Raw genomic sequence first — 19,448 nt, 5'->3', positions numbered from 1 at the left:
GAGCGTGGGGGTCGTTCATCGCTCGGATTGTGGCATCCCGGACAATAGGCCCATGCCCGCCTTGTCTACTTCGCACCATTTGCTGATCCCCTTCGCCGGCCGCAGCTCGCCGGCCTGCCGCGAAGCACTGACGGGCCTGCGTCTGCCGAAGCTGGAATCGCTGCTCTCGCGCTTGGCGCTGGTGCACGAAGACACGCAGGACGAAAGCACGCTCTCGCCACCCCACGAACGTGCGCTGGCCGCGGCGCTCGGCATCGAAGCCGCCGATGGGCAGATCCCGTGGGCGGCGCTGGAAGCGAAACAGGCCGGGCTCTCGCCCACCAGTGACGGCGACAGCTGGGGCATCGCGACGCTGTGCCATTGGCAGGTGGGCATCGACGACGTGGTGCTGGGTGATCCAGCCGCGATCCGGATCGACGCGGCCGAATCCGACGCCCTGCTCGCGGCCGCGCGCCCCTTCTTCGCGGAAGACGGCATCGCGCTGCACGCCACGCCCACGCCGGGCCGCTGGCTTGCGCAAGGCCAGGTGTTCGACGGCCTGGCCACCGCCTCGATCGACCGCGCGATCGGCTACCCCATTTCGCAGTGGTCACCGCTCGCCGACGGTGCCCGGTCGCTGCGCCGGCTGCAGAACGAGATGCAGATGCTGCTCTACACCGAGCGCGTGAACGACGAGCGCACTGCGCGCGGCGTGCCGCCGATCAATTCCTTCTGGCTCAGCGGCACCGGCCGCCTCCCCCCTTCCTTCGGCGACGCGCGGCCCACTGTCGCCGACGCGCTGCGTGCTCCCGCGTTGCGCGACGATGCCGCCGCCTGGACCGCGGCCTGGGGCGAGGTGGACGCCGGCCCGGTGGCCGAGCTGCTGGCCGTGTACACCGAAGGCGCCGACGTGGCGATCACGCTGTGCGGCGACCGCGGCGCGCGGCGCTTCGGCGTGCAGCAGCGCGGCCTGGCGCGCTGGGCCAAGTCCTTGTTCCAGCGAGAGAGCGCACCGGCCGTGCTGGAAGCGCTGTGATGAAGATCGTCGCCCGAGACATCCCCCCGCGCAGCGCCTGGGCGCTCGAACAGGCCGGCGTGCATCCCTTGCTGGCACGGCTCTATGCCGCGCGCGGCGTGCAGGGCAAGGACGAGCTCGACGACGGCCTCGTGCGCCTGCTCGCACCCGCCACCCTGCGCGGCGCGCGCGAGGCCGCGGTGCTCCTGGCCGATGCGATCCGCGACGACAAGCGCCTGTGCATCGTGGCCGACTACGACTGCGACGGCGCCACGGCCTGCGCGGTGGCCGTGCGTGGCCTGCGCCTGCTCGGCGCGAAGCAGGTGAGCTACCTGGTGCCCGACCGCGTGATCGACGGCTACGGCCTCACGCCGCCGATCGCCGAGCGCGTGGCCGCGAGCGGCGCCGACGTGCTGATCACAGTCGACAACGGCATCGCGAGCGTCGAGGGAGTGGCCGCCGCCAAGGCGCGCGGGCTCGCGGTGCTGGTGACCGACCACCACCTGCCCGGCCCGGCGCTGCCCGCGGCCGACGTGCTGGTGAATCCCAACCAGCCCGGCTGCGAGTTCGAAAGCAAGAGCATCGCGGGCGTCGGCGTGATGTTCTATGTGCTGCTGGCCTTGCGCTCCGAGCTGCGTGCGCGCGGCGTGTTCGATGTCGCGACGCAACCCAAGCTCGATGCGCTTTTGCCGCTGGTTGCGCTCGGCACCGTGGCCGACGTGGTCAGGCTCGACGCCAACAACCGCCGCCTGGTCGCGCAAGGCCTGCGCCGCATCCGCGCTGGTTCCATGCCGGCAGGAATTGCCGCGCTCTTCAAGGCCGCCGGCCGCAATGCGCAGGCAGCCACCACCTTCGACTTCGGCTTCGCACTCGGGCCGCGCATCAACGCGGCCGGACGCCTGGCCGACATGACGCTGGGCATCGAGTGCCTGCTGACCGAGGACGCGGCGCGCGCCGACGAACTGGCGCGCATGCTCGACGGCATCAACCGCGAGCGGCGCGACATCGAGGGCGGCATGCGCGAGCAGGCGCTGATGCTGGCCGAGACGCTGTTCGACGACAGCCAGGCCCTGCCCGCCGCCATCAGCGTGTTCGGCGCGGACTTTCATGAAGGCGTGGTCGGCATCGTCGCCTCGCGGCTCAAGGACCGCTTCCACCGGCCCGCCTTCGTCTTCGCGGCCAGCGCCGCCGACGGCAAGTCGCACGAGCTCAAGGGTTCGGGTCGTTCGATCCCGGGCTTCCATCTGCGCGATGCGCTGGACCTGGTGGCCAAGCGCCATCCGGGCGTGCTGCTACGCTTCGGCGGCCATGCGATGGCGGCGGGCTGCACCGTGGCCGAGGAACATTTCGAGACCTTCGAGCGCGCGCTGGCGCAGGTGGCGATGGAATGGCTCGATGCCGCAGCGCTGACGCGGCGGCTCGACACCGACGGGCCGCTGGCGCCCGAATACCTGCGCGTCGATCTGGTCGACACCTTGCACCGCGAAGTGTGGGGACAAGGCTTTGCGCCGCCGACCTTCAGCGAAGAGGTCGAGGTCATCTCGCAGCGGCTGGTGGGCGAGAAGCATCTGGCGCTGAAACTCAAGCACCAGGGCAAGCCGGTGGACGGCATCTGGTTCGGCCACACCGAACCGCTGCCGCCGCGCGTGGTGATTGCGTTCCGGCTCGATGCCGACGAGTGGCAGGGCGTGCGGCGGGTGCGCTTCCTGGTGGAAGGCGCCGAGGGCTGAAGATGCAAGCCGCGCGACCCGATGCGCCGCCGGCGCCCATCCGGCCCGCCGCCACCGTGCTCATCTGCCGCGACAGCGCGGCCGGGCCCGAAGTCCTCATGATCCAGCGCCATGCGCTGTCGGACGTGCATGGCGGTTCCTACGTCTTTCCCGGCGGCAAGGTGGATCCGGCGGATGCCGGGCTCGACGCGCAGGCGCGCCTGGACCAGGAACCCGATCGCCTGCACGCGCTGCTGCACGACGAGGACATCGATGCCGCGACCGCCGCGGCGATCCATGTGGCGGCGGCGCGCGAAGTCTTCGAGGAATGCGGCCTGCTGTTCGCGCAGGGACTCGACGCCGAAGCCCTGCGGCAGGCGGCCGCGCTGGCCGCGGCCGGCGTCGCCTTCAACGACATGCTGGGCCGGCTCGGCCTGCGCCTGGACACGCGTGCCCTGCGGCCGTGGTCGCGCTGGATCACGCCGCTGCAGGCCTTGTCATCGCCGGGCAAGCGCTTCGACACGCGCTTCTTCATCGCCGCCGCGCCCGCCGCGCAGCATGCGCGGCACGATGCGCACGAGGCCGTGCACAGCGACTGGCTGCAGCCACGCACCGCGCTCGAAAGCTACTGGCGCGGCGACATCGTTCTGGCCGCGCCGCAGATCATGAGCCTCGCGCACCTGGGCCGCTTCAACAGCGTCGATGCGATGCTGGCCGAGGCCGGCAGCCGCCCGCCCTGCCTCGTGCGGCCGCACACCTTCGAGATCGAGGGCATGCGCGCCACCGCCTACCCCGGCGACGAACGCCATCCGGAGCGCATTCGCGTCATGCCCGGGCCGCTGCGTCTGGTGCTGCGCGGCCGGCGGCTGGAGCCACCGGACGGCTTCGACGGGTTCTGGCGCTGACAATCAGCGTCATGGAAGTTCTCACCCTGACGGCCCTGATCTTCTTCGGTGCCTACCTGATCAAGTCCCGCGAGCAGAAGCGGCGCGTCGCGCTCCTTGCCAGCCATCTCGGCAACTACCAGATCGAACACCTGATGGAGAACCTGACCGAGGGCTACCTGCGCTGCCTCGGCGAAAACGACCCCGAGCGCCGCGATCAGATCTGGAGCCTGCTGGCCACCAGCGAGCAGACGCTTGCCGGCCAGTTCACGCGCTTCGCCGCAGAGTTCTCGAAGGTCGGCGCGGCCGACGCGCGCGTGAGCAAGTTCCCGATCGCCCTGCCCTTCGCGCAGACGCTGTTTCCCGGCAGCAGCTTCGACATGCGCGAGGCGCTGGCGATCCACGCGCGGGGCATCGCCGATGCGGTAGCGAACAGCGCTCAGCGCACGCCTAAGAGCAAGGCCTTCACCCTGTCGGCCGAGCTCTTCCTCATGCAGCACACCTGCCACTGGTTCTGCAGGTCGAAGGCGGTCGCCTCGGCACGGCTGCTGGCGCGCCACAAGACCTCCTACGCGCAGGTGCTCGATGCGGTGGCGCCGGCGACGCGGCGCGCCTACGGTGCCTTGGTAGGCGGTTGACGCCGCGGCGCTCGCGGCCGACTGGCGCCGGCAAGCTCTAGCACCATGGTCAGCTGCCCCGCGATCGACGGGTGGTGCTGCGCCAGCAGACGCGTGCCTTCGGCAATGCGGCTGCGCCATCCTTTGCCGCGGCCCATGATGTCCTCGGCTGCCTCGTCGAGCGCATACGGGGAGCGCTCGAGTGCATGCGAAACAATGGCGGCGACCTGCCCCGCATCCTTCTGGATCTTGGTGCGGAACGCCTCTTCGCGCTCGGCCATGACGACCAGCTTGTGCAGCGCGTAGCGCACCGGCGACGGTATGTTCACCATCAGCGCGTGTTCCCCCGAGATCACGGCTGTCTGGGCGATCTTCTCCAGGGAGAATTCCATGAACTTCAGAGGCTGGAGATTCACCTTGAGCGGCTCGTGCCGGTAAACCGCATCGCTCCTACCGGCGGTCGTCAGCAGATCGATCCGCATTTCGCCACCCTTGGAATTCAGGTAGGTGGCGCCAGCCCCGCTCGCGATCGACTTCACCGGAAGCAAGCCCATCTGAAGCGAAGTGATCGCGTCGTGCACGTCGGACTCGGTGTTCGTCGGCAAGGCAAGCGACACATTCTTGCCCGCGTGCGCGAAGTCGATGTCGTTCGTCCTCCAGCCCCCCGTCCACCGCACGCCGAGCATGTTCCCCATCGCGATGAACGCATGTGTGCCGATCAGCACGCCGCCGGCGTTGAAAAAGCCATGCTCCGAGAGCCTGTTGATCACCTTGAAGTGCTGGGGCGTCACGTTCAGGCAGCCAAGCGAAGTGCATGCGCTGGCGAGCCTGGCCAGGCCATCGTGGCCATGCGACTTGCCTTCAGAGCGCAGCCCGATGAGCTCACGCAGGCGCTCATCGTCGGGCCCGAGATAGACCTGGTGGTTCCTGCCGGCCAGATCGCGGAACTGCCAATACCAATAGATGACGCCCTTGACCTCCTTCTTGTTGAAGGAACCGCTCAGATCTGCGATCGAGCGATCGAGCATGCGCGCCTGCGCCTGCTCGACCAGTTCGGCGAAGTTGGTCTGCGCCGAGAGCGACAGGTCCTCGAAGAGCGAGGGTTCGGAGACAGTGGCCACGGTTATACTGCGGAGTCCTTCCTGCGCAGTATAGCCACGCTTCAGCGCCCGAACTCGTGATTCAGGCCGATCGCCACGCTGCGCACGCCCTCGGGCCCGGTGCGCGCCGCGCTCACGTCGATGCTGATCAGGGGCGTCAGGCTGAAGCGCGCGCCGACGCGCGAAGTCCAGAGCCCGAAGGCACGGTTGCGCTCGGCGATCAGGGACACGGTGTCGTTCAGCGCCCATTCGCCGGCCAGTCCGCCGCGGCCGCTGCGCGCGCCGGTGCCGGGGGCCCAGTCGGCACCCAGGTTGGCGTGGACCTGCAGGCTGTCGGTCGCGCGCCAGGTCACGGGAACGACGAACTGGCCGCCGGTGCGGCCGCCGTGGCGCGGCAGCTCGAAGGTTGCGCCCATCGAGACGGCCGCGCTCCACTGCGCATCGGGCGCCTGCCCGAGAAAGGTCCACTTGAGCTGCGGGCCCACCGTGTGTAGGCGATCCCCGGCCACCGCGATGCGATCGATGTTGAGACCCAGCTCGACCGGGCCGACGCGGCAGGCGGGCCCGAGGTGCCAGAGCGTGGTCTGCTGGCTGCGGGTGCGCGTACCCCACAACTCGTACTGGCACTGGCCTCGATCGAGCGTGCCCGCATCGTCGACGTCGAAATGGCCGCCGGCCTGCGCGGAGGCTGCAGCGAACCACAGCGGGGCCATCAGATAGCGTCGAATCATGGCCGCGCATTCTAGGAGCGGCCGGCGTCAATTCATCGGCTCATATTTCGAACTGCGGCTGCAGCTCGCGAATGCGTTTCATTGCTACGCCGGCGGCCGCGGTACGGGTCTCGACGCCAAGCTTCACGTACACGCGCTCCAGATGCTTCTTGGCGGTGGCCGGGCTGCTGCCCAGGATCTCGCCGATGTCCTTGTTGGTCTTGCCCTTGACCACCCAGTACAGCACCTCGGCCTCGCGTGCAGTGAGCTTCAGGCTCAGGCTCATGGCCTCGATCACCGCGGTGCCGGAGACCTCGCGCATGATGATCAGCCAGTCGTCGCCCTCCTCGTCGTGCCCGGTCTGCTGATGCAGCCGCAGGCTGAGGCTGGCGGCGCCGTGCGCGATCGAGAGTACGGGCGGCTCGACCTGGCGCTGCTGCGCGTCGGGCAGGTGCTGGCGCAGCCATTCGAGCACCACCGGCGGCGTGGCCGGCGCGGCCGTGGCGCAATAGCGCTGCAGCAGGTCGCGCGCCAGCGCGGTCTGCCAGATCAGCCTGCCCTCGGGCATGCGCACGGTGAAGCTCGCGTAGCCGAAGGCATCGAGCGCATTGCGTGCCTGCCCGGCCTGCTGCACCGCCTGCCGCGCGGCGCGCGCGCCCTGCAGGTGCACATTCATGCGCGCCAGCACTTCCTTGGGCTTGATCGGCTTGGTGACGTAGTCGACGCCGCCGGCCTCCAGCGCCGCGACCAGGTGCTCGGTCTCGGTGAGACCGGTCATGAAGACGATCGGGATGTGGGCCGTCGCGGCATCGGCCTTGAGGCGGCGCGCGACTTCGAAGCCGTCGATGCCCGGCATCATCGCGTCGAGCAGCACGATGTCGGGGCGCGCCTGGGCCGCGCGCTGCAGGGCCTGCTCGCCGCTGGTCGCGACCAGCACCGCATAGCCCGATTCGTCGAGTGCATCGTGCAGGACCGCGAGGTTGTCGGGCACGTCGTCGACGATCAGCACCAGGTCGCCGGTGCCGGCGTGCTCGCGCAGGCTGTGCACCAGGGGTGGTGGGGGCTCGCTGCTCATGAGGTGCCCGCCGCCGAATTCAAGGCACGGCTCATGGCCTCGAACTGGAACTGCCGCGCCAGGGTGCGCTGCGCGGCCGTCCAGCCCGCGCATTCGGGCTGGGCCGCATCGATGGCGTCGAGCTGGTTCATGATGCCGCGGAAGTAGCCGAGGCCGACGGCCTCTTCGAGCGCTCGCAGGCTGGCCGCATCGGGCAGCACGGCCGCCGGCAGGGAGGGCGCCGGCGGCGGTGCCACGGCGCTGTCGGTCCAGCGCAGCGCGAGCCGGCGCTCGAGCCAGTCGAGCAGCTCGCTGTGGCGCACCGGCTTGACGAAGAAATCCTCGGGCGCGATGCCGACGTCGTTGTCCAGCCGCTTGTCGAAGGCATTGGCCGAGACGATTGCGACGGACGCCTGCGCGAGCCCGAGCGCGCGCGAGCGGCGGATGGTTTCCCAGCCGTCGATGCCGGGCATCGCGAGATCGACGAACATCGCGTCGGGATGCCAGCCGGCGGCGATCAGGTCCAGCGCATCATGGCCGCTGGCCGCCGTGCGCAGCTCGAAGCCCAGCGGCGCGAGCAGGTGCACGAGCAGTTCGCGGTCGGCCTCTTCGTTGTCGACCACCAGCAGGCGACGGCGCGGGCCTTCGTAGCCGCGCCGCAGCCGTGGCGCGGCCGCGATCTTGCGCCGCCCGCCGGCGACGGGCGCCTCGTGCACGCGCGGCAGGAACAGCCGCACCCGAAACACCGAGCCGGCGCCGGGCGCGCTCTGCACGCTCATCTCGCCGCCCATCAGGTCGATCAGCATCTTCGCGATCGTGAGGCCCAGGCCCGCGCCGGGCGCGGACGGGCCGGCGCTCGTGCCGCGCGCGAAGGGCTCGAAGATGCGGCTCAGTTCCTCGGCCGACATGCCGGGCCCGGTGTCCTCGACCTCGATGGCCGCGAACTCTCGCGCATAGCGCAGGCGCAGCGTGACCTGCCCGCTGGCGGTGAACTTGATCGCATTGCCCAGCAGGTTGATGAGGATCTGCCGCACGCGCCGCTCGTCGGCGCGCACCAGCTCGGGCAGTTCGCCGGCGGGTTCGAAGCGGAAGGCCAGGCCCTTCTCGGCCGCCTGCAGCTCGAACATGTCGGCCAGCTCGCTCATGAGCTCGGCGAACTCCATCGGCCTGGCATGCAGCGTGAGCTTGCCGGCCTCGATGTGCGCGATGTCGAGCGTGCCTTCGATCAGCGACAGCAGGTGCTCGCCGCCGCGCTTGATGACCGCCACCGCCTGCTGCCGGTGCGGCGGCACGGCCGCGTCTTCCCCCATCAGCTGCGCATAGCCCAGGATGCTGTTGAGCGGCGTGCGCAGCTCGTGGCTGATGGCGCTGATGTAGCGGCTCTTGGCCTGGTTCGCCTGGTCCGCCTGCTCGCGCGCCTGCTCGGCCGTCTGCTTGGCGGCCTGCAAGGCGCGGTCGGTCTCGCGGTGAAGCTCGATCTCGCGCACCAGCAGGTGGGTCTGGCGGTTCGATTCTTCCTGCGCCACCTTGCGGCTCTGGTGCGCGAGCACCAGCCACCAGGCGACGATGCCGGCGATCAGCAGCAGCGCCATGTAGGCCTTGAGAAAGCCCGAGCGCAGGTGCGCGGGGTTCGCCGCTTCGGCCAGCACCCCTTCGCCCAGGCCGCGCAGTTCCTGCTGGTAGAGCACGCCAAAGACCGCGGCGAGGAGCGGCACCACGATCAGCATCAGCAGCAGGAAGTGGCCGAGCCCGGTATCGAGGTAGGGCCAGACGCGACGCGGCAGCAGCCAGCGCAGCGCGCCCGACCATTGCGCCGAGAGGCTCGCCTGCGGCTTGCAGAGATCACCGCAGCGCGCGTCGAGCGTGCAGCACAGCGAGCAGATCGCGCCCTGGTAGGCGGGGCAGTGCGCCATGTCGGGGCCTTCGTACTCGCGCTCGCAGATCACGCAGCGCTGCGTGCTGAGGCGCCGGTAGCTGCCGGCCTCCGATTCGACGCGCGCCCAGCGCACCGCCGCGCGGCCGGTGGCCGGTGCGAAAGGCGCCGAGCCGCAGTCGTCGGACACCCGCGCGATGTAGTACTTGCCGCGCGTGGCCCAGGCGATCAGCGGCGCCGCGACGAAGGCGGTGCCCAGCGCGATCAGCGCCGAGAAGGCCTGCGCCATCGGCCCGAACACACCCAGGTGCGCCGTGATCGACAGGGCCGAGGCCAGCGCCATCGCGCCGACGCCGACCGGGTTGATGTCCCACAGGTGCGCGCGCTTGAACTCGATGCCCGGCGGCGAGAGGCCCAGCGGCTTGTTGACGACGAGATCCGCCACCACCGCCATCATCCAGGCGATCGCGATGTTGGCGTAGAGGCCGAGCACGTCGCCCAGCGCCTCGAACACGTTCATCTCCATCAGCATGAAGGCGATCAGCGCATTGAACACCACCCACACCACGCGGCCCGGATGACTGTGCGTGACGCGCGAGAAGAAATTGCTCCAGGCGAGCGAGCCCGCATAGGCGTTGGTGACGTTGATCTTGAGCTGCGAGATCACGACGAACAGCGCCGTCGCGGCCACCGCCCAGCCGTATTGGGGGAACACGTACTCGTAGGCGGCCAGGTACATCTGATTGGGATCGACCGCACGCTCGGGCGGCACCATGTGGCCGATGGCGAGGTAGGCGAGCAGCGCGCCGCCCAGCATCTTGAGCACGCCCAGCACCACCCAGCCCGGCCCGCCGACGAGCACGCCGGCCCACCAGCGCCCGCGGTTGGCGGCGGTGCGGACCGGCATGAAACGCAGGTAGTCGGCCTGCTCGCCCATCTGCGTGATCAGCGCGATGCCGACGGTGAGGGCGGCACCGAACAGGTGCAAATCGAATCCAATGGCGCCGGGCTTGACGCCGTTGTAGTGCACGATGCCGTCGAACGCACCAGGATCGCGCACAAGCACATAGCCGAAGGGCACCACCAGCATCACGAGCCAGATCGGCTGGGTCCACACCTGCAGCCGGCTGATGGCCGAGATGCCGTGCGTGACCAGCGGAATCACCACCAGCGCGCAGACCAGGTAGCCCCACACCACGGGGATGCCCAGCGCCAGCTCGAGCGCATAGGCCATCACCGCCGCCTCGAGCGCGAAGAAGATGAAGGTGAAGGAGGCGTAGATCAGCGAGGTCAGCGTGGAGCCGATGTAGCCGAAGCCGGCGCCGCGCGTGAGCAGGTCCATGTCGACGCCGTAGCGCGCCGCATAGACGCTGATCGGCAGGCCGGCCAGGAAGATGATGAGCCCGGTGACCAGGATCGCCCAGGCCGCATTGATGAAGCCGTACTGCACCAGCAGCGTGGCGCCGACCGCTTCGAGGATCAGGAAGGAGGCCGCGCCGCCGAAGGCCGTGCTCGCCACGCGCCATTCCGACATGCGCCGAAAGCGCTGGGGGGTGTAGCGCAGGGCATAGTCCTCGAGCGTTTCGCGCGCCACCCAGCTGTTGTAGTCGCGCCGAACCTTGACGATGCGCTGCGGCGCTTCGTCGCTCGGGAGCGGGGGAACGGCGGTAGAGTCCACGGGTTCAAAGTGCAGCTTTCATGCCACGGCACGAGTGTTGCAACATCGCCGCTCATGGAACTGACACCGCGAGAAAAAGACAAATTGTTGATCTTCACGGCCGCCCTGCTGGCCGAACGGCGCCGCGCACGCGGGCTGAAGCTCAACTACCCCGAAGCCGTGGCGCTGATCTCGGCCGCCGTGATGGAAGGTGCGCGCGACGGCAAGAGCGTGGCCGCCCTGATGAGCGAGGGCCGCAGCGTCCTGTCGCGCGCCGACGTGATGGACGGGGTGGCCGAGATGATTCCGGACATCCAGGTCGAGGCCACCTTTCCGGACGGCACCAAGCTCGTGACAGTGCACCAACCCATCGTTTGAAAAACCACCCGCCACCACCATGCGCCTTCTTCGCCAAGCCCCTCTGCTCTTGATTGCGGCGCTGCCGTTGGCCGCGGCCGCCCACACCGGCGCCGATGCCAGCCTGCACCACGGATTCATGTCCGGCTTCCTGCACCCGCTGACGGGGTTTGACCACCTGGCTGCGATGGTGGCGGTCGGCCTGTGGAGCGCGCTCACCGCGCGCCGTGCCTGGCCCGACCTGCTGTGGGCGCCGCTGGGCTTCGCGCTGATGCTGCTGGCCGGCGCGTTGCTCGGGTTGGCGGGCGTGCAACTCCCGGTCGTCGAGCCCATGATCGCTGCGTCGCTGCTGGTGCTGGGCCTGCTGGTCGTCACGCAGCGCCACCTGCCGGCGCTGGCCGCCGCCGCGCTGGTCGGCCTGTTCGCCGTGTTCCATGGCGTCGCGCATGGTCAAGAGCTGGCAGGCGAATCCGGTGCCGCGCTCACCCTGGCCGGCATGCTCGCTGCGACGGTGCTGCTGCATGCGGCCGGCATCGCGATCGGCTGGTCGCTGCGCCATGCGAACCGTTGGGTGCCGCGCGTTGCGGGCGCAGCGGTGGCGATCTTCGGCGTTGCACTGCTCGGCGGCGTTGTATGACCGCCCCCCGGCTTGCCACTTCGTGTGCTTCGCCACCCCCCGAGGGGGAGGCGCCTCCGCCTTGGGGCGGCCCGGCGGCGGAGGCATCATGATTCCCGGCGAACTCATCACCGACGAAGGCGATCACGTCCTCAATCCCGGCCGCCGCGCGATCACGCTGGTGGTGCAGAACACCGCCGACCGTCCGATCCAGGTCGGCTCGCACTACCACTTCGCCGAGACCAACGGCGCGCTGGGCTTCGACCGCGAGGCTGCGCGCGGCATGCGCCTGAACATCGCCTCGGGCACCGCGGTGCGCTTCGAGCCGGGGCAGCAGCGCACGGTCGAACTGGTGGATTTCGCCGGCGACCGTCTCGTCTACGGTTTCCGCGGACTGGTTCAAGGAAAGCTCTAAACATGGCAACGATCGGCCGGCGTGCCTACGCCGAAATCTTCGGCCCCACCGTGGGCGACCGCGTGCGCCTGGCGGACACCGATCTCGTGATCGAGGTGGAAGAGGACTACACCCTGCGCGCCGGCGGCTACGGCGAGGAGGTCAAGTTCGGCGGCGGCAAGACCATCCGCGACGGCATGGCGCAGTCGCAGCGCACGAGGGCCGAGGGCACGGTCGACACGGTGATGACCAACGCGCTGATCCTCGACCACTGGGGCATCGTCAAGGCCGACATCGGCCTTCGGGGCGGTCGCATCGTCGCGATCGGCAAGGCCGGCAACCCGGACGTGCAGCCTGGCGTGGACATCGTCATCGGCCCGGGCACCGAGGTCATCAGCTGCGAGGGCAACATCGTCACCGCCGGCGGCATCGACAGCCACATCCACTTCATCTGCCCGCAGCAGATCGAAGAGGCGCTCGCGTCCGGCGTCACCACCATGCTCGGCGGCGGCACCGGCCCCGCAACCGGCACCTTCGCGACCACCGCGACGCCGGGGCCCTGGCACATCGAGCGCATGCTGCAGGCGGCCGACGCCTTTCCGATGAACCTCGGCTTCCTCGGCAAGGGCAACGCGAGCCTGCCGGCTGCGCTGCACGAGCAGATCGATGCCGGCGTCATGGGCCTCAAGCTGCATGAAGACTGGGGCACCACGCCGGCGGCGATCAGCAACTGTCTCGACGTGGCCGACGCCACCGACACGCAGGTCGCGATCCACAGCGACACGCTGAACGAATCCGGCTTCGTCGAGAACACCATCGCGGCCGTGAAGGGCCGCGCGATCTGCGCCTTCCACACCGAAGGCGCGGGCGGCGGCCATGCGCCCGACATCCTGCGCGTGGTGGGCGAGCCGAACTTCCTGCCCTCCTCCACCAACCCCACCATGCCCTACACCGTGAACACGCTCGACGAACACGTCGACATGTTGATGGTGTGCCATCACCTCGATGCCGGCATCCCTGAAGACCTGGCCTTCGCCGAAAGCCGCATCCGCAAGGAAACGATCGCGGCCGAAGACATCCTGCACGACCTCGGCGCGATCAGCATGTTCAGCTCCGACAGCCAGGCCATGGGCCGGGTCGGCGAGGTCGTCATCCGCTGCTGGCAGACCGCCCACAAGATGAAGGGCCAGCGCGGCAAGCTGCCGGAAGACGGCGCGCGCAACGACAACTTCCGCGCCAAGCGCTACGTCGCCAAGTACACGATCAACCCCGCCATCGCGCACGGCATCGCGCACGAGGTGGGCAGCATCGAGGTCGGCAAGTGGGCCGACCTGGTGGTGTGGAAGCCGGCCTTCTTCGGCGTCAAGCCCTTCGCGATCCTGAAGGGCGGCACGATCGCGATGGCCGCGATGGGCGATCCCAACGCATCCATTCCGACACCGCAGCCGGTGCACTACCGCCCGATGTTCGGCGCCTTCGGCGGCTCGCTGGCGAAGAGCTCGCTGACCTTCGTCTCGCAGGCCGGCCTGGCCGCCGGCATCGGCGAGCGCTACGGGCTTGCCAAGACCCTGAGCGCGGTGAAGAACATCCGCGGCATCCGCAAGCAGCACATGGTGCACAACGCCTACACGCCGAAGATGGAGATCGATGCGCAGACCTATGCGGTGCGCGCCGACGGGCAGCTGCTCGTCTGCGATCCGGCGGTTTCGCTGCCGATGGCGCAGCGGTACTTTTTGTTCTGAAGCAGCTCAGCCGGTTCGCGCCTGCAAGTGCTCTCGAATCCAGGCGGCGAAGCCTAGCTCGTCGATCGCGCTGGCGGCGACGTCGAACATCACCAAGGTCGCTTCAGCTTGAGCAGCAACCAATCGCTGACCATTCAGTGCGAGAAACAAACCCACAGCAAGGAACGCAGCGCGCTTGTTGCCATCGACAAATGGATGATTCTTGGCAAGCCCGACGCCGTAGGCTGCAGCCAGATCGGCGAGATCAGGCTTGCCGCAGGCAACCAGATTGCGGGGCCGCGCCAATGCAGACTGGAACAACCCTTCATCACGCAAGCCTGGGGCACCGCCATGCTCCGCCAGGCTCTCGTCGTGCAACAGCATCAGAGACCGCTGGTCGATCCAGCGCCACTCCCTCATTTGGCGAGCTGATGGAACGTGTCCCGAAACTCACGCATGAACTCGCGCCCCAGTTTCAGTTGCTCCTCCACGTCGGGGTCGTACGGTGTCAGCGTCACACCGTTTGCAGCCTCGGTCATGAACAGCGTGTCCCCCTTCTCGACCTTCAAGCGGGCCAGCACTTCCTTGGGCAGGATCACGCCCACGGAGTTACCAATTTGCGTTAGTTTGAGCGCCGACATCGCGATTCCCTGAAGTTATAACTGTTGTTATATTATCGAGGATCAACCGCGGCATCAAGCCCTTCTACATTGCCCATGCTCACAGCCAACAAACTCATGCCCCAAGGCGGCGGCCTCGCGCCGGTGCTGCTCAAGCGCGCCGCGACCGTCGAACTCCACTGGGACGTGCGCCAGAAGAGCCGCTTCGATGCCACCGATTCGCAAGGCCGGCAGATCGGCGTGTTCCTGCCGCGCGGCACCGCGGTGCGCGGCGGCGATGTGCTGGTGGCCGAAGACGGCTCGCTGATCAAGGTGATCGCAGCCAAACAGCCGGTGCTGGTGATCACGCATTGCAGCGAGCACGGCACGCCCTTCGACCTGACGCGCGCGGCCTACCACCTGGGCAACCGGCATGTGCCGATCGAGCTCAAGCCCGACCACCTGAAGATCGAACCCGACCACGTGCTGGCCGGCATGCTGCGCTCGATGCACCTGATCGTGCGCGAAGCCGAGGAGGCTTTCGAACCCGAAGGCGGTGCGTATGGCGCGCATGGCGGCGGCCATGGGCATTCGCATGGCGCCGCGCCGGTGGGGCCGGTGCTGCATCCGGACGCCTACGCGGCGCCGCATGCGCACGATCACGGTCATTCCCACGGCCACTCGCACTGATGGACGACGCGCCGGGCGCCCTGTCCGCTGCCAGCTTACTGCAGCTGATCTGGCTGGCCTCGCCGGCGCTGCCCGTCGGCGGCTTCTCCTATTCGGAGGGGCTGGAAGCGGGCATCGAATGGGCCGGCCTCGCCACCGAAGCGGCGGCCTCCGACTGGCTGGCCGACCAGCTCCATCTGAGCCTGGCGCGCGCCGACCTCGCGGTCGTGGCGCAGGCGGTTCCCGCCTGGCGCAGCGGCGACACGGCACGCATCCGCGCGCTCAACGACTGGGTGTTCCAGACCCGCGAATCCGCCGAGTTCCTGCTGCAGACCGAGCAGATGGGCCGTTCCTTCGTCGAATGGCTCAAGCTGCACCATGCCGACGCCGCGAGCGTCTTCGACAGCCTGCCCGCAAGCTATCCCGTAGCCTTCGCCTTCGCCGCCAGCCGCACCGGAGCACCGGTGCGCGACGCCTGCCTGGCCTTCGCCTTCGGCTGGGCCGAGAACATGGTGGCGGCGGCGGTCAAGGCCGTGCCGCTGGGGCAAAGCGCCGGCCAGCGCATGCTAGGCCGGCTGGCCGCGGAAATTCCCACAGCAGTCGAGAGTGCGCTCACACTGGCGGATGATGAACGCCAGGCCTTTTCCCCCATGCTCGCCGTGCTGTCGGCGCGCCACGAAACCCAGTATTCGCGCCTCTTTAGAAGCTGAACCATCATGTCCTCCGCCCTGCACCACATCCCCCACCGCACCAAGAGACTGCCGCCGCTGCGCGTGGGCATCGGCGGGCCGGTCGGCTCCGGCAAGACCACGCTGCTCGAGATGCTCTGCAAGGCGATGCGCGACAAGTACGACCTGATCGCCATCACCAACGACATCTACACCAAGGAAGACCAGCGCCTGCTGACGGTGGCTGGCGCATTGCCGGCCGAGCGCATCATGGGCGTGGAGACCGGCGGCTGCCCGCACACCGCGATCCGCGAGGACGCCTCGATCAATCTCGAAGCCATCGATCGCATGCTGGGCGAGTTCCCCGACGCCGACGTGGTCTTCGTCGAGAGCGGCGGCGACAACCTGGCCGCCACCTTCAGCCCCGAACTCAGCGACCTCACGATCTACGTGATCGACGTCGCGGCCGGCGAGAAGATCCCGCGCAAGGGTGGCCCCGGCATCACCAAGAGCGACCTGTTCGTGATCAACAAGACCGACCTCGCGCCCTACGTGGGCGCCGACCTCGGGGTGATGGAGGCCGACACCCGACGCATGCGCAAGCAGCGGCCCTTCGTGATGACCAACCTCAAGACCCACACCGGTCTGGCCGAGGTCGTGGCCTTCATCGAAGAGCGCGGAATGCTCGTCGGCGACTGAGCGGGCGCACGCATAGACGAGAGCGCTTCAGCCCCCATTTGTCGCGGCGATTCGAGAAATGCATCACATCTTCGAGACGTCATAGAGCTTCGGGCTTATTTCTTGCAGAGCCCGGAAATCCGACACTTCCGTAACGAATACGAAAGTTCCTATGGCCTCCGAAGCAACCTTCCATCCCGCGACCAGCAGCGTCCAGTTCGCGATCTACCCCGACGGGTACGACGGCGCACGCATCATTGCCCGGATCGACGAAGAGGCGCTGCACGCCCGCTTCCATGCACCTGAGGGCGACACCGAACTGGTGCGCGCCTATGCGGAGAACGCCGACTCCATCGACGCGCTGGCGACCGCCCGCTACCGCGAGAACCCGATGGCCGCCATCTGCCTGCACAGCACGGACTTCCAGGCCAGCGGTTTCTAGCGGGAAGGCGGCCTGCGCCTTCGCCGGTGGAGAATCCGGCCATGCCCCAGCACATCGGAATCGTCGGCTGCTCCGCCGAAGGCGCGGCCCTTTGCTACAAGACCATTTGCGCCGAAGGCGCGCAGCTTCTGGGCCCGCATGCCCATCCCGAGGTCTCGATGCACACGCCCTCGCTCGCCGAGTACGTCGAGTTCCTGGACCGCGGCGACCTGCAGGGCGTGGGCGACCTGATGCTCGCCTCTGCCCGCAAGCTCGCGAAGACCGGCGCCGACTTCCTGGTCTGCCCCGACAACACCATCCACCAGGCGCTGCCGCTCATCGAAGCGCGCTCGCCGCTGCCCTGGCTGCACATCGCCGAAGTGGTTGCGGCCGAGGCCGTCGAACGCGGCTATCGCCGGCTCGGCCTGACCGGCACGCGCTGGCTGGTCGACAGCGAGGTCTATCCCGAAAAGCTGGCGGCGCGCGGGCTGGCCTGCATGCGGCCGAGCGATGCCGAACGCGACGACATCCAGCGCATCATCATGGACGAGCTGGTCTACGGCGTGTTCAAGCCCGAGGCGGTGGCCCGCTTCCAGCAGCTCATCGGGCGCATGAAGGACGAGGGCTGCGATGCCGTCATCCTCGGCTGCACCGAGATTCCGTTGATCGTCAACGACACCAATTCACCGCTGCCGCTGCTCGACTCCACGCGCCTTCTGGCGCGGGCAGCGCTGCGTCGGGCGGTGCAGGCCTAGTTCAGGGCGCCTCGATCGCCAGTTCGGCCACCACGCGGCTGGCCGCGACCTGGTCGCCGGTCTTCACATGCAATGCCGTCACCCGGCCCGACGACGGCGCCGCATGCACGTGCTCCATCTTCATGGTTTCCAGGGTCACCATGGGCTGGCCGGCCTCGACGCTGTCGCCGACAGCCACCATCACCGCGACCACGCGGCCGTTCATCGATGCGCGCAGCTTGCCGTCGCCGGCTGCGTCACCGGACTTGAGCGCGGCCGCGCGCGTGTGGTCTTCCACGCGCAATTGGCGGCCCCGGTAGTGCAGGAGCAGCAGGGGGCCGTCGCGATGGCAGACCGCGCGCTCGGCCAGGCCGTTGCAGACGAAGCGCACCGAAGTCTGCACCCGTTCGACTCGATCGATCTCGAAGACGCTTTCGTCGATGCCCACGCTGAACCGATCGGGATGCGCACGCACGACGCCGGCGCCGAGCATCCGGCCGTCGAGCGTGAGGCGCAGCGAGATCGGCAGCGTGTGCGTCAGGGGGCGCCCTTGGGACGGCCGCTCTCCGGCAACGTCGCAGAGCAGCACGGCCGCGAGCGCGGCGGCACGGTCCTGCGTGGCGCTGTCCGATGCGAGCAGCTCTTCCTGCTGCTGGTCGATGAAGGCGGTGCTCGCACCGCCGGCCGCGAACACCGGGTGCGCAAGGCAGCGCTGCAGGAAGAGCTGATTGGTCGTCACGCCCAGCGCCACCGCATCCTCGAGGCCGGCCATCAGCTTGCGCCGCGCCTCCTCGCGCGTGCGGCCGTGCGCGATGAGCTTGGCGATCATCGAGTCGTAGAAGGGCGGAATCTCGGCGCCCGAGCGCAGCGCATCTTCCACGCGCAACTGCGGCGGCATCTGCCACAGCGCCATGGTGCCGCTCTGGGGCATGAAGCCTTGCGCAACATCTTCTGCACAGAGGCGGACCTCGATCGCGTGACCGTCGAAGCGCACCTCCGCCTGCGCGAGCGGCAAGGGCTCGCCGGCCGCCACGCGCAGCTGCAGCTCCACCAGGTCGAGTCCGGTGATGGCCTCGGTGACCGGATGCTCCACCTGCAGCCGCGTGTTCATCTCCATGAAGTAGTAGTTGCCCTCGCCGTCGAGCAGGAATTCGAGCGTGCCCGCGCCCTCGTAGCCGATGGCCTTCACTGCCGCTACGGCCGTCGCACCCATGCGCTCGCGCAGCACCGCATCCACCGCCGGCGAGGGCGCCTCCTCGATGATCTTCTGGTGGCGGCGCTGCACCGAGCAGTCGCGCTCGCCGAGATGGATGGCATGGCCGTGGCGGTCGGCGAAGACCTGGATCTCGATGTGGCGCGGCGCGACGATCGCGCGCTCGAGGATGAGCTCCGGGTTGCCGAAGGCAGCTTCCGCTTCGGAGCGCGCGCTCTGCAGCAGCGCGGGAAACGCCTTCGCCGAGGGCGCCAGCCGCATGCCGCGCCCGCCGCCGCCGGCGGCGGCCTTGATCATCACCGGGAAGCCGATGCGCTCGGCTTCCGCGGCGAAGCGTGCATCGCTCTGGTCGTCGCCCTGGTAGCCCGGAATGCAGGGCACGCCGGCGGCCTGCATCAATGTCTTGGCACCGGCCTTGTGGCCCATCGCGGCGATCGCCTCGGGCGAAGGGCCGATGAACACCAGGCCGGCCTTCTTGCAGGCACGGGCGAAGGCTTCGTTCTCGGCCAGGAAGCCGTAGCCCGGATGCACCGCGTCCGCGCCCGCCAATGCGGCCGCTTCGAGAATCGCCGGGATGCACAGGTACGACTGCGACGGCAAGGGCTCGCCGATGCAGACCGCCTGGTCGGCCTCCTGCACGTGGCGCGCATCGGCATCGGCGGTGGAATACACGGCCACGGTGCGAAAGCCGAGGGCACGCGCGCTGCGGATGATGCGCAGCGCGATCTCGCCGCGGTTGGCGATGAGGATCTTGTGGAAGGGCGTGGATGGCATGGCCAT

The 19,448-nt window shown here is 68.8% G+C and carries 20 protein-coding genes; 13 read left to right on the top strand and 7 right to left on the bottom strand.

The genetic code is table 11. The annotated features are described in order from the left end of the window. Positions 1 to 52: 52 nt before the first annotated feature. Genes ACSQ89_RS06315 through ACSQ89_RS06300 form a run of 4 tightly spaced genes read left to right on the top strand, consistent with a single transcriptional unit; the run spans position 53 to position 4,225 of the window. Positions 53 to 1,015 carry a hypothetical protein gene (locus tag ACSQ89_RS06315; RefSeq protein WP_436293886.1) on the top strand — a complete coding sequence of 321 codons (963 nt, stop codon included), beginning with the start codon at positions 53 to 55 and terminating at the stop codon, positions 1,013 to 1,015. Next, positions 1,015 to 2,724: a single-stranded-DNA-specific exonuclease RecJ gene (gene recJ / locus ACSQ89_RS06310; protein WP_436296146.1), complete on the top strand. Its 1,710-nt coding sequence runs from the start codon at positions 1,015 to 1,017 to the stop codon at positions 2,722 to 2,724. The genes ACSQ89_RS06315 and recJ overlap by 1 nt, the downstream gene beginning before the upstream one ends. Before the next feature lie 2 nt (positions 2,725 to 2,726). Next, positions 2,727 to 3,608, top strand: coding sequence for an NUDIX hydrolase (locus ACSQ89_RS06305; RefSeq protein ID WP_436293887.1), 882 nt, complete (start codon positions 2,727 to 2,729; stop codon positions 3,606 to 3,608). An 11-nt stretch (positions 3,609 to 3,619) separates the two neighbouring features. Continuing rightward, a complete protein-coding gene (locus ACSQ89_RS06300; protein WP_436293888.1) occupies positions 3,620 to 4,225 on the top strand; it encodes a hypothetical protein in 606 nt (201 codons plus the stop codon). Here the strand turns inward: ACSQ89_RS06300 and ACSQ89_RS06295 are convergent. The 4 genes from ACSQ89_RS06295 to ACSQ89_RS06280 all read right to left on the bottom strand — a co-directional run bounded on the left by ACSQ89_RS06295 (position 4,201) and on the right by ACSQ89_RS06280 (position 10,619). Beyond that, positions 4,201 to 5,232 (bottom strand): GSU2403 family nucleotidyltransferase fold protein, encoded by a 1,032-nt coding sequence (locus ACSQ89_RS06295; RefSeq protein ID WP_436293889.1) that lies wholly within the window; start codon positions 5,230 to 5,232, stop codon positions 4,201 to 4,203. The genes ACSQ89_RS06300 and ACSQ89_RS06295 overlap by 25 nt on opposite strands. Positions 5,233 to 5,366: 134 nt before the next feature. After that, complete coding sequence (locus ACSQ89_RS06290) at positions 5,367 to 6,035, bottom strand: hypothetical protein (RefSeq protein WP_436293890.1); 669 nt, start codon at positions 6,033 to 6,035, stop codon at positions 5,367 to 5,369. Positions 6,036 to 6,075: 40 nt separating this feature from the next. After that, positions 6,076 to 7,089, bottom strand: coding sequence for a response regulator (locus ACSQ89_RS06285; protein ID WP_436293891.1), 1,014 nt, complete (start codon positions 7,087 to 7,089; stop codon positions 6,076 to 6,078). Further along, complete coding sequence (locus tag ACSQ89_RS06280) at positions 7,086 to 10,619, bottom strand: hybrid sensor histidine kinase/response regulator (protein WP_244503942.1); 3,534 nt, start codon at positions 10,617 to 10,619, stop codon at positions 7,086 to 7,088. The genes ACSQ89_RS06285 and ACSQ89_RS06280 overlap by 4 nt, the downstream gene beginning before the upstream one ends. Positions 10,620 to 10,673: 54 nt before the next feature. On the opposite strand from ACSQ89_RS06280, the gene ACSQ89_RS06275 reads away from it, so the two are divergent. The 4 genes from ACSQ89_RS06275 (at position 10,674) to ureC (ending at position 13,707) form a co-directional block, all read left to right on the top strand. Continuing rightward, entirely contained in the window at positions 10,674 to 10,976 is a 303-nt protein-coding gene (locus tag ACSQ89_RS06275; protein ID WP_093108993.1) for an urease subunit gamma, read from the top strand. Positions 10,977 to 10,995: 19 nt separating this feature from the next. Next, positions 10,996 to 11,592, top strand: coding sequence for a HupE/UreJ family protein (locus tag ACSQ89_RS06270; RefSeq protein WP_436293892.1), 597 nt, complete (start codon positions 10,996 to 10,998; stop codon positions 11,590 to 11,592). Between the two features lie 88 nt (positions 11,593 to 11,680). Continuing rightward, positions 11,681 to 11,986 (top strand): urease subunit beta, encoded by a 306-nt coding sequence (locus ACSQ89_RS06265; RefSeq protein WP_093108995.1) that lies wholly within the window; start codon positions 11,681 to 11,683, stop codon positions 11,984 to 11,986. A 2-nt stretch (positions 11,987 to 11,988) separates the two neighbouring features. Further along, on the top strand, positions 11,989 to 13,707 hold the full coding sequence (ureC, locus tag ACSQ89_RS06260) for an urease subunit alpha (RefSeq protein ID WP_436293893.1): 1,719 nt from the start codon (positions 11,989 to 11,991) through the stop codon (positions 13,705 to 13,707). A 6-nt stretch (positions 13,708 to 13,713) separates the two neighbouring features. On the opposite strand, the gene ACSQ89_RS06255 is transcribed toward ureC, so the two are convergent. After that, complete coding sequence (locus ACSQ89_RS06255) at positions 13,714 to 14,106, bottom strand: type II toxin-antitoxin system death-on-curing family toxin (RefSeq protein WP_436293894.1); 393 nt, start codon at positions 14,104 to 14,106, stop codon at positions 13,714 to 13,716. Continuing rightward, the gene (locus ACSQ89_RS06250; protein ID WP_093108998.1) at positions 14,103 to 14,327 is read right to left on the bottom strand and encodes an AbrB/MazE/SpoVT family DNA-binding domain-containing protein; all 225 of its coding nucleotides are present in this window, start codon (positions 14,325 to 14,327) and stop codon (positions 14,103 to 14,105) included. Before ACSQ89_RS06250 ends, ACSQ89_RS06255 begins: the two co-directional genes overlap by 4 nt. A 75-nt stretch (positions 14,328 to 14,402) precedes the next feature. Here ACSQ89_RS06250 and ureE point away from each other — a divergent pair, with 75 nt between their 5' ends. The 5 genes from ureE (at position 14,403) to ACSQ89_RS06225 (ending at position 17,476) form a co-directional block, all read left to right on the top strand. Beyond that, on the top strand, positions 14,403 to 14,975 hold the full coding sequence (gene ureE, locus ACSQ89_RS06245; protein WP_436293895.1) for an urease accessory protein UreE: 573 nt from the start codon (positions 14,403 to 14,405) through the stop codon (positions 14,973 to 14,975). Then, positions 14,975 to 15,664, top strand: coding sequence for an urease accessory protein UreF (locus ACSQ89_RS06240; RefSeq protein ID WP_093109000.1), 690 nt, complete (start codon positions 14,975 to 14,977; stop codon positions 15,662 to 15,664). The genes ureE and ACSQ89_RS06240 overlap by 1 nt, the downstream gene beginning before the upstream one ends. 6 nt (positions 15,665 to 15,670) lie before the next feature. Then, complete coding sequence (gene ureG, locus ACSQ89_RS06235) at positions 15,671 to 16,321, top strand: urease accessory protein UreG (protein ID WP_093109001.1); 651 nt, start codon at positions 15,671 to 15,673, stop codon at positions 16,319 to 16,321. Positions 16,322 to 16,472: 151 nt separating this feature from the next. Next, positions 16,473 to 16,742, top strand: coding sequence for a hypothetical protein (locus ACSQ89_RS06230; RefSeq protein WP_093109002.1), 270 nt, complete (start codon positions 16,473 to 16,475; stop codon positions 16,740 to 16,742). 41 nt (positions 16,743 to 16,783) lie between these two features. Further along, positions 16,784 to 17,476 carry an aspartate/glutamate racemase family protein gene (locus tag ACSQ89_RS06225; protein ID WP_436293896.1) on the top strand — a complete coding sequence of 231 codons (693 nt, stop codon included), beginning with the start codon at positions 16,784 to 16,786 and terminating at the stop codon, positions 17,474 to 17,476. A 1-nt stretch (position 17,477) separates the two neighbouring features. Here ACSQ89_RS06225 and ACSQ89_RS06220 read toward each other — a convergent pair whose 3' ends face one another. Beyond that, entirely contained in the window at positions 17,478 to 19,448 is a 1,971-nt protein-coding gene (locus ACSQ89_RS06220) for an acetyl-CoA carboxylase biotin carboxylase subunit (RefSeq protein ID WP_436296145.1), read from the bottom strand.

Origin of the sequence: Variovorax sp. LjRoot175 (assembly GCF_964253805.1) — a bacterium.
GTDB lineage: Bacteria > Pseudomonadota > Gammaproteobacteria > Burkholderiales > Burkholderiaceae_C > Variovorax.
The sequence above is the reverse complement of the archived record's forward strand: the minus strand, read 5'-3'. Positions and strand labels throughout refer to the sequence as shown.

What these genes read in the sequence shown, in the direction of transcription:
- ACSQ89_RS06315 (WP_436293886.1), top strand. Translation starts at nt 53, where the DNA reads ATGCCCGCCTTGTCTACTTCGCACCATTTGCTGATCCCCTTCGCCGGC.
- recJ (WP_436296146.1), top strand. Translation starts at nt 1,015, where the DNA reads ATGAAGATCGTCGCCCGAGACATCCCCCCGCGCAGCGCCTGGGCGCTC.
- ACSQ89_RS06305 (WP_436293887.1), top strand. Translation starts at nt 2,727, where the DNA reads ATGCAAGCCGCGCGACCCGATGCGCCGCCGGCGCCCATCCGGCCCGCC.
- ACSQ89_RS06300 (WP_436293888.1), top strand. Translation starts at nt 3,620, where the DNA reads ATGGAAGTTCTCACCCTGACGGCCCTGATCTTCTTCGGTGCCTACCTG.
- ACSQ89_RS06295 (WP_436293889.1), bottom strand. Translation starts at nt 5,232, where the DNA reads ATGCTCGATCGCTCGATCGCAGATCTGAGCGGTTCCTTCAACAAGAAG.
- ACSQ89_RS06290 (WP_436293890.1), bottom strand. Translation starts at nt 6,035, where the DNA reads ATGATTCGACGCTATCTGATGGCCCCGCTGTGGTTCGCTGCAGCCTCC.
- ACSQ89_RS06285 (WP_436293891.1), bottom strand. Translation starts at nt 7,089, where the DNA reads ATGAGCAGCGAGCCCCCACCACCCCTGGTGCACAGCCTGCGCGAGCAC.
- ACSQ89_RS06275 (WP_093108993.1), top strand. Translation starts at nt 10,674, where the DNA reads ATGGAACTGACACCGCGAGAAAAAGACAAATTGTTGATCTTCACGGCC.
- ACSQ89_RS06270 (WP_436293892.1), top strand. Translation starts at nt 10,996, where the DNA reads ATGCGCCTTCTTCGCCAAGCCCCTCTGCTCTTGATTGCGGCGCTGCCG.
- ACSQ89_RS06265 (WP_093108995.1), top strand. Translation starts at nt 11,681, where the DNA reads ATGATTCCCGGCGAACTCATCACCGACGAAGGCGATCACGTCCTCAAT.
- ureC (WP_436293893.1), top strand. Translation starts at nt 11,989, where the DNA reads ATGGCAACGATCGGCCGGCGTGCCTACGCCGAAATCTTCGGCCCCACC.
- ACSQ89_RS06255 (WP_436293894.1), bottom strand. Translation starts at nt 14,106, where the DNA reads ATGAGGGAGTGGCGCTGGATCGACCAGCGGTCTCTGATGCTGTTGCAC.
- ACSQ89_RS06250 (WP_093108998.1), bottom strand. Translation starts at nt 14,327, where the DNA reads ATGTCGGCGCTCAAACTAACGCAAATTGGTAACTCCGTGGGCGTGATC.
- ureE (WP_436293895.1), top strand. Translation starts at nt 14,403, where the DNA reads ATGCTCACAGCCAACAAACTCATGCCCCAAGGCGGCGGCCTCGCGCCG.
- ACSQ89_RS06240 (WP_093109000.1), top strand. Translation starts at nt 14,975, where the DNA reads ATGGACGACGCGCCGGGCGCCCTGTCCGCTGCCAGCTTACTGCAGCTG.
- ureG (WP_093109001.1), top strand. Translation starts at nt 15,671, where the DNA reads ATGTCCTCCGCCCTGCACCACATCCCCCACCGCACCAAGAGACTGCCG.
- ACSQ89_RS06230 (WP_093109002.1), top strand. Translation starts at nt 16,473, where the DNA reads ATGGCCTCCGAAGCAACCTTCCATCCCGCGACCAGCAGCGTCCAGTTC.
- ACSQ89_RS06225 (WP_436293896.1), top strand. Translation starts at nt 16,784, where the DNA reads ATGCCCCAGCACATCGGAATCGTCGGCTGCTCCGCCGAAGGCGCGGCC.
- ACSQ89_RS06220 (WP_436296145.1), bottom strand. Translation starts at nt 19,448, where the DNA reads ATGGCCATGCCATCCACGCCCTTCCACAAGATCCTCATCGCCAACCGC.